Raw genomic sequence first — 12481 nt, forward strand, 5'->3', positions numbered from 1 at the left:
AGGTCATTTAATTGAACTCCAAGATTGGTCCTGTTCGCGAGACGGTCCGTGTCCGGATTCCGTTCCAGGAGTGGAAAACCTGCGGATCCGGCGCCGGCTGATCCGGCGAATTCCCATTTCTCGATTCAAACCTTCAGTTCCTCCCTTTTCGACACGAGTGCAGACAGGTGGTGGGTTGTGACGGAGATGGATGCCGGCAGGGCGCAGTTGAGTCTGGGGACGGCCGCGGCGCGAAATCTCGCGACGACGACCAAGACAGTGCCGCAGATGCAGGAGATCTCCTCGCGGTGGCTGCTCCGGGTGCTGCCGTGGGTGCAGGTGTCGGGCGGCACCTACCGGGTGAACCGGCGGCTGAGCTACACCGTCGGCGACGGCCGGGTCAGCTTCACCACCACCGGATCGCAGGTGAGGGTCGTCCCGGCCGAGCTGTGCGAGCTGCCGACACTGCGTCACTTCGACGACTCCGATGTCCTGGAGGCGCTGGGGGAGCGGTTCACGCAGCGGGAGTTCGCGGCCGGGGAGGTGCTGGTGCAGGCGGGCCGGCCGGCCGACGAGGTGGTGCTCATCGCCCACGGCAAGCTCAACAAGGTCGGCACCGGTCCCTACGGCGACCAGGTGGTCCTGGGGGTGCTGGCCGGCGGCGACCATTTCGGCGACGAGACGCTGGCGGCCTCGCAGGAGGACTCACAGGGGGAGTGGGAGTTCACCGTCCGGGCGATCACCGCGGGGACCGCGATGATCCTGCCCCGGCAGGCGTTCCGTGAGCTGGTCGACCAGTCCGAAGCGCTCCAGGCCCACCTGCGTCAGGTCCAGGCCGCTCCCAAGGGGCCACAGAACAAGTACGGCGAGGCCGCCATCGAGACGGTGGCGGGTCACGTGGGGGAGCCCGACCTGCCGGGCACGTTCGTCGACTACGAGCTCGCGCCCCGGGAGTACGAGCTGAGCGTCGCGCAGACCGTGCTGCGGGTCCACAGCCGGGTGGCCGACCTCTACAACGACCCGATGGACCAGATCGAACAGCAGCTCCGGCTGACGATCGAGGCGCTGCGGGAGCGGCAGGAGCACGAGCTGATCAACAACCGTGAGTTCGGGCTGCTGCACAACGCCGACCTCAAGCAGCGGATCCACACGCGGACCGGGCCGCCCACCCCCGACGACCTCGACGAGCTGATCAGCCGCCGGCGGAACACGCAGTTCATCCTCGCCCACCCCTACGCCATCGCCGCCTTCGGCCGGGAGTGCAACCGCCGCGGGCTCTACCCGCTCGGCATCGACGTCGGCGGCGGCACCGTGCCCGCCTGGCGCGGTATCCCGATCTTCTCCTGCAACAAGATCCCCATCTCCGGCGCCCGCACCACGTCGATCCTCGCCATGCGGACCGGGGAGGACAACCAGGGCGTCGTCGGCCTGCACCAGACCGGCATCCCGGACGAATACCAGCCGAGCCTGTCGGTCCGGTTCATGGGCATCAGCGAGAAGGCGATCATCTCCTACCTGGTCAGCGCCTACTACTCCGCCGCCGTCCTGGTCCCCGACGCCCTCGGCATTCTCGAAGACGTCGAGCTCGGCCACTGAGGACGGGCACCCGCGGCTCTCCGGACCCCCGGTCCGGGCCCGGCCGCCGCACATGATCTTTCGATGGGGGCCGGGGCGCCGTCCTGTCCCCCTCGCGCCCGGCGCCCTCACCGGCGCCGGGCCCGGCCACAGAGCGAGGAGACGGGGAACATGACCGCGGTTGAGGTTACGGCCGGGGGGCGATCGGCGCGCGAGGTGCTGGCCTGGAGCCGCGAGCTGGTCGAGTCCGCCCTGCGGCCGGCGGCCGACACGCTGCCCCCATCGATGCGGCGCATCGCCGGCTACCACTTCGGGTGGTGGGACGAGCATGGCGGGCAGACCGTGGCGGACGGCGGCAAGGCCATCCGTCCCGCGCTGGTGCTGCTGGCGGCCGAGGCCGTGGGGGGAGGCGCCGCCGCGGCGCTGCCCGCCGCGGCCGCCGTCGAGCTGGCGCACAACTTCTCCCTCCTGCACGACGACGTGATGGACGGTGACCGGACCCGCCGCCACCGTCCCACGGCCTGGACCGTCTTCGGCGTCAGCCCGGCGATCCTGGCCGGTGACGCCCTGCTGACGCTGGCCTTCGACGTGCTCGCCGCGGGCGGGCACCCGGCGACCCCGCAGGCGACGCGGATCTTCGGCGCCGCGGTCCAGGAGCTGCTGGAGGGCCAGCACGCCGACGTCGCCTTCGAACGGCGCCAGAACGTCGAGCTCGCCGAGTGCCTGAGCATGGCGGCCGGCAAGACGGGCGCCCTGCTGGGGTGTGCCTGCGCGCTCGGCGCGCTGCTCGGCGGGGGGAGCCTGGAACAGATCGAGCACCTGCACGCCTTCGGCAGAGACCTGGGGCTGGCGTTCCAGCTCGTCGACGACCTCCTGGGCATCTGGGGAGATCCGGCGGCGACCGGCAAGCCGGTCTACTCCGACCTGCGCAGCCGTAAGAAGTCCCTGCCGGTCGTGGCCGCGCTCGCCTCCGCGACGCCGGCCGGACGGGAGCTGGCCCTGCTCTATCACGGAGAGCGCCCCCTGTCCGACGCCGATCTGGTCCGCGCCGCCGAGCTCGTCGACGCCGTCGGCGGACGTGCCTGGAGCCAGTCGCAGGCCGACGAACTGCTGACCCGGGCGCTGCGCCGGCTGCGGTCGGCCGGGTCGGTGCCGGGGCCGGTCGCCGAGCTGAGCGCGCTGGCCCGGCTCGTCACCCACCGCGATCACTGATCGGCCTGACGCGCGGCTGGGCCGGGCACTCTCCGGAGGGGAGGGCGTCAAGGGATCCAGGCCGGGTGCTCCCGGGGGAGGGCGTCAGACGAAGGCGCCCACGCCGGTGATCGCGCGGCCCACGATCAGGCTGTTGATCTCACGGGTGCCCTCGTAGGAGTAGATGGCCTCGGAGTCGGCCACGAACCGGCCCATGCCGTAGTCGAGCACGATCCCGTTGCCGCCCATGATCTCCCGGCCCCAGCCCACCGCCTCGCGCATCCGCACGGTGCAGAACGCCTTGGCCATGGCCGAGTGCTCGTCCTTGTAGACGCCCGCGTCCTGGAGCTGGGCCAGCCGCACCACCATGCCCAGCGAGCAGGTGACGTTGCCGAGCATCCGCACCAGCAGGTCCTGCACGAGCTGGAAGCCCGCGATCGGCCGGCCGAACTGCTCACGCGTCCTGGAATACTCCAGCGCCAGCTCGTAGGCGCCCATCATGCAGCCCACCGCCTGCCAGGCGACCCCGCCCCGTGTCTGCCGCAGGATCGTCGCGGTGTCGCGGAAGCCGCCGGCGTTCTGCAGCCGGTTCTCCTCGGGCACCAGGCAGTTCGTCAGTGTGATGTCGGCGTTCTGGACCGTCCGGAGCGCGATCTTGTTCTCGATCGTCGTGGCGGAGAACCCCGGCGTCCCCTTCTCCACCACGAACCCCTTGACCTGGCCGTCGGCCTCGTCCTTGGCCCAGACCACGATCAGGTCGGCGAAGGTGGCGTTGCCGATCCACCGCTTGGCCCCGTTGAGCACCCACACGTCGCCCTCGCGCCGGGCCGTGGTGCGCAGCCCCGCCGCGACGTCGGAGCCTCCGTCGGGCTCGGTCAGGGCGAACGCCCCGATCTTCTCCATCGAGGCCATCGCGGGCAGCCACCGCTCCCGCTGCCCGGCCGAGCCCAGCCGGTCGACGCTCCCCATCGCCAGCCCGTTGTGCACGCCGAAGAACGTCCCCATCGAGGGGTCCACCCGGTTCATCTCCAGCACCACGAATCCGGTCAGCAGGCTCCGTGCCCCCCGGTACGGCAGGCCCGCGATGTCCAGCTTCGCCAGCTCCGGGATGAGGTGATGGGGGAAGCGGGCGTTGGTCCACGCCTCGTCCGCGATGGGCGCGACCTCCCGCGCCATGAACTCCCGCACCCGCAGGACGATCTCCTTCTCGTCCTCCTCCAGCAGTTCGGAGTAGTCGTAGAAGTCACCCGTCGTCATCGTCGCAGTCCCCCCTCAGGTCCGTGTGCCGGGCCACCTGCCCGGGGACCCGAGGGTCAACCCGTGACCCGTCTCACAGGCCGGACGACTCGCGGAGGGACTCGGCGAGATCGAGCAGGTGGAGGGGGTCGGTCGCGGTGTGCTGGAGGTCGAGGAAGATCTCGTGCACGCCGGCCCCGGCGAGGGCCCCCAGGTGCTCGGCGAGCTGCTCCAGGGTCCCGCTTCTCGGCGGCGCGGCCTCGGCGGGGGACTCGACGACGATCGGGTTGGCCCGCACGACGACGCGCACCCCGTCCGGGTCGCGCCCGCTCCGCTCGGCCGACTCCCTGACCGTGTCCCACATGCCCATGAGCACCGGTGGGGGCACGGAGGCCGCGAGCCATCCGTCGGCGCGGCGGCCGACGCGGGCCAGCGCCGCGGGTGAGAAGCCGGCGAGGTAGACGGGGGGACGGGGCCGCTGCGCGGGCTTGGGGAGGATGTGGCTCGGCGCGATGTCCCAGCGCGGACCGGTGACGCTCACCGGGTCGTCGCGCCAGACGGCCTCCAGGGCGTCGAGCGTGGCGTCGAACAGCGCGGCGCGGCCCCGCCAGGGCACGCCGGCCGCGGCGTACTCGTCACTGGACCAGCCGAGCCCCAGCCCCACGTCCAGGCGGCCGCCGCTGAGCCGGTCGATCGTGGTCAGCGAGCGGGCCAGCAGCGCCGGGGGGTACCAGTTGGCGTTCAGCGCGCTGGTGCCCAGGCGGACCCGCGAGGTGACGGCGGCCGCGGTCGACAGGACCGCGAAAGGGTCGAGGAACGTGCGGTGCGCGGGCGGGATCGTGCCGTCGCCGCCGGGGTAGCGGTCCGCGGGGGCCAGCGGCGTCAGCAGCCGGTCGCCCACCCACAGGCTCGCGAAGCCCCGGGCCTCGGCCTCCCGCGCGACCGTGACGAGCGCCTCCCCGTCGGCGAAGCGGCCGTACTGCGGCAGTGCCAGCCCGAGACGGACGGCCATCAGGGCTTCCTGCCCACGCCGCACATGATCAGTGCCTGCGAGGGGTCGTCGTGGGGCAGCTGCCCGTCCGGCCGCCATTCGGGCAGCCAGACGAGCCCCGGATCGACCAGCTCGAACCCGTCGAACAGGCTGAGGATCTCCTGGCGGGAGCGGAGGACGAGCGGCGAGTTGGCGCGCTCGTAGACCTTGGTGCCCTTGTCCACGGCCTCGGCCCGGGACTCGCGGGTGCCGTGGGAGAGGACCAGATAGCTGCCGGGCGGCACGGCGTCGCGTAGCGTGGCCACGATGCGCCGGGGGTCGTCGGACTCGGTGATGAAGTGCATGATCGCCACGAGCAGCACGGCGACGGGCTTGGAGAAGTCGAGGTGGTCCTGGATCTCCGGGGACTTGAGGATCTCCTCCGGCTGGCGCAGGTCACCCGAGGTGACCATGACCTCGTCCCGGGCGCCGCGCAGGAGGGCCCTGGCGTGCACGAGGACGATCGGGTCGTTGTCGACGTAGGCGACGCGCGCGTCCGGTGTCACCTGGTGCGCCACCTCGTGGACGTTGCCCCGGGTGGGCAGCCCGGTGCCGATGTCCAGGAACTGCTCGATCCCCGCCTCCGCCAGGGCCCTGACGGCCCGGCCGAGGAAGGCGCGGTTCTCCCGGGCGGCCATGCGCAGCTCCGGGGCGATCGAGAGGATCTCCTCGGCGGCGGTGCGGTCGGCCGCGAAGTTGTCCTTGCCGCCGAGGTAGTAGTCATACAGCCTGGCGACGCTTGGAGTGTTGACGTCGATCCCCCGTCGCGTCCACTCTTCTTCCGCCATGTTCGCCCCTCGCCTGAACAGTCGTGAAGATCCTTATCCTGAGCGTAATGCCCCATCTGTGGGGATCGGTGGGGTTTTTTGGATATGAACGGCGGAAGCCCAGGTCGCCCCGGGCTTCCGCGTCATCGAGGAGCGCCCGTCTCGGCGGGCGCGGTCCGTGCGGGACTACCGGTACCAGACCCGCACCCGGTCGGACCGGCTGGTGCTGTCGCCGAGCTCGTCGGTCCCGTCGAAGACGGCGCGGTACTCACCGCTCCTGGAGGCACGGGCCTTGGCGCGGAACCCGCCCCGCCAGCCGGTGTCGGCGGTGGTGACCCACTTCCAGGCACTGGAGCCGCGGGGCCGGAAGTAGATCGTCACCTCCTCGTCCTCGACGCCCCGCCAGCGGCCGTCGGCGTCGGACTGGAGGCGGCCGGTGAAGTAGACCCAGCGGCCCTTGCGGACCGCCCCCGGGTCGGCGGAGAAGCCGGACAGACGGGTGTCGGCCTTGTCCTGCTCCTGCTTGACGGAGAAGTTGACCTGGTCGGTGACCTTCTTGCCGTCCTTGTCGTAGGCGTCGGCGATCGCGAGCCAGCGGCCCTCGAAGTCGTTCTCGTCGAAGCTCGTGCTGAAGCGCCAGAGGTCGCCCTGCTGGATGATCTTGGGCTCGCGCACGTCCAGAGTGCGGAACTGGTCGGAGACCGGCCTGAGACGGAGCTCGACGCGGGTCGCCTCGGTGGTGCGGACCTCGATCGTGACCCTCGTGTCCGCGCCGTTCTTCACGACGACCGGGTTGGGGTTCACACTGTCGACGCGCACGCTGAGGGCGGTGCGCTCGGCGGAGGCCGTACCGGCTGACAGCAGCAGTGAGCCGCCCGCGACCACGGACAGCAGGCCGACGGCGATTCGTTTCATCAAGACGTTTCCCTCTCCCCGTTGTGAGAAGCGGCCGGGACGATCGCTTCCACCCTTATAAGACGGGGTTGGCACGGCAAATGTTGGCTGAAGTCTCGAAAAAGTGCGGATAAAGTTTCCGTAAGATAACGTTTCGCGGTAAAACCGCAGGTCGTACCGGTGCCGGAGCGCCGGCCCGCGGGCCGGGCGCGCGGACCCGGCGGCCAGGGGGAGGTCGCGGCGGCGGATACGGTTTCCCTCATGAGTGCCACCATCGTCGCCAAGGACCTCGCCGCGGGACACGGCGACCGCGCGCTGTTCTCCGGTCTGGAGCTGGTCGTCGCCCCCGGCGAGGTGATCGGCCTGGTCGGGGTGAACGGGGCCGGCAAGTCCACACTGATGCGGATCCTGGCCGGCCTGCTGCCCCCGGAGCACGGCACCGTACGGCTCAGCCCGCCCTCGGCGGCGGTGGGCTACCTGCCCCAGGAGAGGGAGCGCCGGGCGGATGAGACGCTCGCGGCCTTCCTGGGCCGGCGGACCGGGGTCTCCGCCGCCCAGCGCGCGCTCGACGCCGCGACCGAGGCGCTGGTGGAAGGGCGCCCCGGGGCCGACGACGACTACGCCGCGGGCCTGGAGAGATGGCTGGCCCTGGGCGGGGCCGATCTGGAGGAGCGCGCCGAGGGGGTCGTCGCCGAGCTCGGCCTGGCGGTGGACCTGGACCGGCCGATGACGGCACTCTCCGGCGGCCAGGCCGCCCGTGCCGGGATGGCCTCCCTGCTGCTCAGCCGCTATGACGTCTTCCTGCTGGACGAGCCCACCAACGACCTCGACCTGGACGGTCTGGAGCGGCTCGAACGCTTCGTCGCCGGGCTGCGGGCCGGGACGGTGCTGGTCAGCCATGACCGCGAGTTCCTGGCCAGGACGGTCGACCGGGTCGTCGAGCTCGACCTCGCCCAGCAGCGGATCGGGATCTACGGCGGCGGCTACGAGGCTTACCTCGCCGAGCGGGAGGTCGCCCGGCAGCACGCCCGCGACCAGTACGAGGAGTACGCCGGCACCGTCGCAGCGCTCAAGCAGCGGGCCGGGATGCAGCGCGCCTGGATGGAGAAGGGCGTCAAGAACGCGCGGCGCAAGGCGCCCGACAACGACAAGATCGGCCGGAGCTTCCGGACGGAGACGACCGAGAAGCAGGCCGCCAAGGCCCGCCAGACCGAGCGGATGATCGAGCGGCTGGAGGAGGTCGAGGAGCCCCGCAAGGAGTGGGAGCTCCGGATGGAGATCGCCGTGGCCCCCCGGGCCGGGGCGGTCGTCGCGACGCTGCGCGGCGCCGTGGTCCGGCGCGGCGCCTTCACCCTCGGCCCGGTCGACCTGCAGATCGGCTGGGCCGAGCGGGTGGCGGTCACCGGCGCCAACGGCTCGGGCAAGTCCACGCTCCTGGCCGCGCTGCTGGACCGCATCCCGCTGGAGGAGGGGAACGCCTCCCTCGGCCCCGGCGTGGTCGTCGGTGAGGTGGACCAGGCCCGCGGGCTGTTCCTCGGCGGCGAGTCGCTGCTGGACGCCTTCGGCGCGGCCGCGCCGGACATGCCCCCCGCCGACGTGCGCACGCTGCTGGCCAAGTTCGGGCTGCGCGCGGCGCACGTGCTGCGCCCGGCCGCCACGCTCTCCCCCGGGGAGCGGACCCGGGCCGCCCTCGCGCTGCTCCAGGCCCGGGGGGTGAACCTCCTCGTCCTCGACGAGCCGACCAACCACCTGGACCTGGCCGCCATCGAGCAACTGGAGTCCGCGCTCGCCTCCTACCCCGGCACCCTCCTGCTGGTCACCCACGACCGGCGGATGCTGGAGGCCGTGCACACCACCCGCCACATCCACCTCGACGCCGGCCGGATCGCGGAGCTCTAGACAGGTGCCGCGGCAGGCCGCGCGGGGGCGAGAGACCCAGAGAAATATGCGATAATTTTCGCAAGTAACCGCAAATATTTGCGCTTAATGCCGTATGGTTTCGCCATGACGCGACGGCTTGCAGAGGTGGCCAAGAAGGTCGGCATGAGCGAGGCGACGGTGAGTCGCGTGCTCAACGGGAAACCCGGAGTGTCGGAGGCGACGCGGGAGGCCGTGCTCACGGCACTCGACGTGCTCGGCTACGAGCGGCCGACGCAGCTGCGCGGTGACCGGGCGAGGCTGGTGGGGCTCGTCCTGCCGGAGCTGCAGAACCCGATCTTCCCGGCGTTCGCCGAGGTGGTCGGGGGAGCGCTGGCCCAGCAGGGCTTCACCTCGGTGCTGTGCACCAGGACGCTGGGCGGGGTCTCCGAGGCGGAGTACGTCGACCTGCTCCTGCAGCAGCAGGTGTCCGGCGTGGTGTTCGCCGGCGGGCTGTTCGCCCAGGCCGACGCCTCCCACAGCCACTACGAGCTGCTGCTGGAGCGCAGGTTGCCGACGGTGTTGGTCAACGCCGCGGTCGAGCATCTCGCCTTCCCCCAGGTCTCCTGTGACGACGTGGCGGCCGCCGAGATGGCGCTCGGCCACCTGCGCTCGCTCGGGCACGAGCGGATCGGCATGGTGCTCGGGCCGCCGGACCACGTCCCCTCGCGGCGCAAGCTGGCGGCGGCCGGTCTGCCCCCGGAGGCCGTCGAGCACACCATGTTCTCCCTCGAGGGCGGGCACGCGGCGGCGACCCGGCTGATCCGGCGGGGCGTGACCGGCGTCATCTGCGCCAGCGACGTCATGGCGCTGGGCGCCATCCGGGCGGCGCGCCGGGCGGGGCTGTCGGTCCCCGACGACATCTCGGTGATCGGCTACGACGACTCCGCCCTGATGAACTGCACCGACCCGCCGCTGACCACGCTGCGCCAGCCGATCGACGCGATGGGCCGCGCGGTCGTCGACCTCCTCGCCGCCCAGATCGACAAGGCCCTGGTCCCGGCCGACGAGCTGCTCTTCGAGCCCGAGCTGGTGGTCAGGGCCTCCACGGGGCCGGTCAAGCGTTGAGCCGAGGCCCGGTGCGTCCGGGCCGCACGCCGCCCGCCCGTGGGTGATCCCACGGGCTCCGGTCGCCGTCTTGCGGGTATGCATACCGGTGTTACGGATATCTGTCGTAAACACGTGGCCGTGGTGTCCCGCGATCGCCTGTGCGCCGGCCGGGCCCTCAGAGGGCGAGGCGATCGCCCAGGGCCGCCGATCTCACGTGCCGCGGCCAGGCCCGCTCAATGCGGCCAGATCCCCACAACGGAGAGCGCGGCCTGCCCGGCATCGCCGCGCTGCCCGGCGATGAAGCCGAGCCCGGTCAGGATCAGCGCCACACCGTAGGAATCCTGGCCATGGGAAACGGCAGGCCGTAGAGGCTCACGCCGTAGAGCCCCGCGCTGTAGGACCCCGCGCTGTAGGACCCCGCGCCGTGGGAACCCTGGCCGTGGGAAACGGCACATCGTGGTCCGCCGCCAGCAGACGGTCCCCGTCGAGCGAGCCGCGTAGCCGCCGCTCGGCGCTCCGGAACCCGGCGCAGAGCTGGGAGACCTCGGTCTACGGCGTGGTAGCGGGGTTTCCCGATGGCCGCCCCGCCCCACGGGTCGCCGACGGGCCGGTCGGCGTGCACCTGCCGGCCCGTGCCCGGCTGTGCGTCGGCTCCCGACCGGCTCCCAGCAGGCCCCAGCGGACCCCCAGCGGATCGTGCGTGCCCGTCGGCACAGTTGAGCCTGACGGGGTCGAGGACGGGCCGCGCTCCGCAGGAGTGCGTCCGGCCGGTGGGCGCACGCCCTCCACGGCACCCGCGGACCGGTTCTCACGGAGCGCCGGTGGATCAGTACGGCCTTTCACACCCGACTCACATCCGACGCACATCTGACGGAAAGCGGCGATCGCCATGTCCTCCACCATCACCACCGTCACGTCTGACAAGACGATCATCGGCCGGGAGATCCGGCTCGCCTCCCGTCCGGTCGGTGAGCCGAGCCTGGAGGACTTCGAACTGGTCCAGGCCGAGGTGCCGCAGCCCGGCGAGGGCCAGATCCTGGTCCGCAACACCTGGATGTCCGTCGACCCGTACATGCGGGGCCGGATGGACGACGCCGAGTCCTACATTCCGCCGTTCCAGCTCGGCGCCGTGCTGGAGGGCAGCGCCGTCGGCGAGGTCGTCGCCTCCCGGTCCGAGGCCGTTCCGGCCGGCGCGACGGTCTCGCACTTCCTGGGCTGGCGCGAGTACGCCGTCCTGGACGCCTCCGCCGCGACCGTCGTCGACACCGCGGCCGTCCCCGCCCAGGCATACCTGGGCGTGCTGGGCACGACGGGCCTGACCGCCTACGCCGCCCTCACCCGGGTGGCCCCCGTACGGCAGGGCGACGTGGTCTTCGTCTCCGCCGCGGCCGGCGCGGTCGGCAGCGTCGCCGGGCAGCTCGCCCGCACGCTCGGCGCCGCCAAGGTGATCGGCTCGGCCGGTGGGCCGCACAAGGCCAGGAAACTGGTGGAGGACTTCGGCTTCGACGCCGCGATCGACCACCGGGCCGGTTCGCTCGCCGCCCAGCTCGCCCAGGCCGCCCCCGAGGGCATCGACGTCTATCTCGACAACGTCGGCGGCGACCATCTGGAGGCCGCCATCGCCGCGGCGCGGCCCGGGGGCCGGATCGCCCTGGTCGGCGCGGTCAGCGGCTACAACGCCACCGAGCCGCTCCCCGGGCCGGTGAACCTCTTCCAGGCGGCCTACAAGGAGCTCACCATGCGGGGCCTGCTGATCAACTCCTACTTCCCGCTCTTCCCCGAATACGTCGAACGGGCCACCGGCTGGCTCGCCGACGGCACGCTGCGGGCCGAAGAGACCGTGATCGAGGGCATCGACCAGGCGCCCGCCGCCTTCCTGGGCGTGCTGCGCGGTGCCAACGTCGGCAAGATGCTCGTCCGCCTCGGCGGCTGACGGCCGCCGCACCCGCGCGGGAGCATCAGCGCCCTGTCCTGGGGAAGGAGCCCGGAACAGGAGGTGGATGTCATGGAAGCGCTGGGAATCGACATCGGCGGATCGGGGATCAAGGGTGCGCCGGTGGACATCGCCAGAGGCGGGTTGACGCAGGATCGCCTGCGGATCCCGACCCCCGTCCCCGCCACTCCCAAGGCGGTCGCCGCGGTGGTCGGGCAGATCGCCGAGCACTTCTCCTGGAAAGGGCCGGTCGGGGTGACCTTTCCGGGAGTCGTGACCGACGGGGTCACGAGGTCGGCCGCGAACGTGGACCAGTCGTGGATCGGCGAGGACGCGCAGGCGCTGTTCGCCAAGGCGACGGGCCTGCCCGTGACGGTGCTCAACGACGCCGACGCGGCGGGCACGGCCGAGATGGCGGTCGGCGCCGGCCGGGACAAGGGCGGGGTGGTGCTGATGCTGACCTTCGGCACCGGGATCGGCAGCGCCCTGTTCGTCGACGGGCATCTGGTGCCCAACACCGAGCTGGGGCACCTGGAGATCAGGGGCAAGGACGCCGAGAAGCGGGCCTCCGACCACGCGCGCGAGGAGCACGACCTGAGCTGGAACCAGTGGGCCGGGCGGGTCGAGGAGTATCTGCAGCACGTCGAGGCGCTGTTCTCCCCGTCACTGATCATCATCGGCGGCGGGGTCAGCAAGAAGTCGGAGAAGTTCCTGCCCAAGGTGGAGGTGCACACCCCGGTCGTGCCGGCCACCCTGCAGAACGAGGCCGGGATCGTGGGTGCCGCCATGGCCGCCGCGGCGACGTAGGGCCCCTCCGGCGCAGCCGGGAAGGCCGTCCAGATTTTGATCTTCTTTTGCCGGACACGCTCTCCGACCTGGGTAGGTAGCGCTACGTCAGCAAGATCGAGA

Annotated in this window: 10 protein-coding genes; 6 read left to right on the plus strand and 4 right to left on the minus strand. The window is 71.7% G+C overall.

What is annotated here, in order from left to right; translation table 11 throughout:
• Window positions 1-186: 186 nt before the first annotated feature.
• On the plus strand, window positions 187-1575 hold the full coding sequence (locus ACZ6R6_RS36620) for a family 2B encapsulin nanocompartment shell protein (protein WP_470101407.1): 1389 nt from the start codon (window positions 187-189) through the stop codon (window positions 1573-1575).
• A 150-nt stretch (window positions 1576-1725) separates the two neighbouring features.
• Window positions 1726-2766 carry a family 2 encapsulin nanocompartment cargo protein polyprenyl transferase gene (locus ACZ6R6_RS36625; RefSeq protein ID WP_470101281.1) on the plus strand — a complete coding sequence of 347 codons (1041 nt, stop codon included), beginning with the start codon at window positions 1726-1728 and terminating at the stop codon, window positions 2764-2766.
• Window positions 2767-2850: 84 nt separating this feature from the next.
• Here the strand turns inward: ACZ6R6_RS36625 and ACZ6R6_RS36630 are convergent, their stop codons facing one another.
• The 4 genes from ACZ6R6_RS36630 to ACZ6R6_RS36645 all read right to left on the minus strand — a co-directional run bounded on the left by ACZ6R6_RS36630 (window position 2851) and on the right by ACZ6R6_RS36645 (window position 6693).
• Window positions 2851-4002, minus strand: a complete 1152-nt coding sequence (locus tag ACZ6R6_RS36630; protein ID WP_451930726.1) for an acyl-CoA dehydrogenase family protein — start codon at window positions 4000-4002, stop codon at window positions 2851-2853.
• Between the two features lie 73 nt (window positions 4003-4075).
• Complete coding sequence (locus ACZ6R6_RS36635; RefSeq protein WP_470101284.1) at window positions 4076-4993, minus strand: TIGR03619 family F420-dependent LLM class oxidoreductase; 918 nt, start codon at window positions 4991-4993, stop codon at window positions 4076-4078.
• Window positions 4993-5799, minus strand: coding sequence for an SAM-dependent methyltransferase (locus ACZ6R6_RS36640; RefSeq protein WP_470101286.1), 807 nt, complete (start codon window positions 5797-5799; stop codon window positions 4993-4995). The genes ACZ6R6_RS36635 and ACZ6R6_RS36640 overlap by 1 nt, the downstream gene beginning before the upstream one ends.
• A gap of 165 nt (window positions 5800-5964) precedes the next feature.
• Window positions 5965-6693 carry a hypothetical protein gene (locus ACZ6R6_RS36645; RefSeq protein ID WP_470101288.1) on the minus strand — a complete coding sequence of 243 codons (729 nt, stop codon included), beginning with the start codon at window positions 6691-6693 and terminating at the stop codon, window positions 5965-5967.
• Between the two features lie 240 nt (window positions 6694-6933).
• Here ACZ6R6_RS36645 and ACZ6R6_RS36650 point away from each other — a divergent pair, with 240 nt between their 5' ends.
• The 4 genes from ACZ6R6_RS36650 (at window position 6934) to ppgK (ending at window position 12379) form a co-directional block, all read left to right on the plus strand.
• Window positions 6934-8571, plus strand: a complete 1638-nt coding sequence (locus ACZ6R6_RS36650) for an ABC-F family ATP-binding cassette domain-containing protein (RefSeq protein ID WP_470101290.1) — start codon at window positions 6934-6936, stop codon at window positions 8569-8571.
• A gap of 105 nt (window positions 8572-8676) precedes the next feature.
• Entirely contained in the window at window positions 8677-9657 is a 981-nt protein-coding gene (locus ACZ6R6_RS36655) for a LacI family DNA-binding transcriptional regulator (protein ID WP_470101292.1), read from the plus strand.
• A gap of 871 nt (window positions 9658-10528) precedes the next feature.
• On the plus strand, window positions 10529-11572 hold the full coding sequence (locus ACZ6R6_RS36660; RefSeq protein WP_470101294.1) for an NADP-dependent oxidoreductase: 1044 nt from the start codon (window positions 10529-10531) through the stop codon (window positions 11570-11572).
• Between the two features lie 72 nt (window positions 11573-11644).
• Window positions 11645-12379: a polyphosphate--glucose phosphotransferase gene (gene ppgK, locus ACZ6R6_RS36665; protein WP_470101296.1), complete on the plus strand. Its 735-nt coding sequence runs from the start codon at window positions 11645-11647 to the stop codon at window positions 12377-12379.
• The last annotated feature ends 102 nt before the right edge of the window (window positions 12380-12481 follow it).

The organism is Streptosporangium sp. NPDC048886, from assembly GCF_055586905.1.

Excerpts from the sequence above, each read along its gene's own strand:
- ACZ6R6_RS36620 (WP_470101407.1), top strand. The coding sequence starts at position 187 with ATGGATGCCGGCAGGGCGCAGTTGAGTCTGGGGACGGCCGCGGCGCGA.
- ACZ6R6_RS36625 (WP_470101281.1), top strand. The coding sequence starts at position 1,726 with ATGACCGCGGTTGAGGTTACGGCCGGGGGGCGATCGGCGCGCGAGGTG.
- ACZ6R6_RS36630 (WP_451930726.1), bottom strand. The coding sequence starts at position 4,002 with ATGACGACGGGTGACTTCTACGACTACTCCGAACTGCTGGAGGAGGAC.
- ACZ6R6_RS36635 (WP_470101284.1), bottom strand. The coding sequence starts at position 4,993 with ATGGCCGTCCGTCTCGGGCTGGCACTGCCGCAGTACGGCCGCTTCGCC.
- ACZ6R6_RS36640 (WP_470101286.1), bottom strand. The coding sequence starts at position 5,799 with ATGGCGGAAGAAGAGTGGACGCGACGGGGGATCGACGTCAACACTCCA.
- ACZ6R6_RS36645 (WP_470101288.1), bottom strand. The coding sequence starts at position 6,693 with ATGAAACGAATCGCCGTCGGCCTGCTGTCCGTGGTCGCGGGCGGCTCA.
- ACZ6R6_RS36650 (WP_470101290.1), top strand. The coding sequence starts at position 6,934 with ATGAGTGCCACCATCGTCGCCAAGGACCTCGCCGCGGGACACGGCGAC.
- ACZ6R6_RS36655 (WP_470101292.1), top strand. The coding sequence starts at position 8,677 with ATGACGCGACGGCTTGCAGAGGTGGCCAAGAAGGTCGGCATGAGCGAG.
- ACZ6R6_RS36660 (WP_470101294.1), top strand. The coding sequence starts at position 10,529 with ATGTCCTCCACCATCACCACCGTCACGTCTGACAAGACGATCATCGGC.
- ppgK (WP_470101296.1), top strand. The coding sequence starts at position 11,645 with ATGGAAGCGCTGGGAATCGACATCGGCGGATCGGGGATCAAGGGTGCG.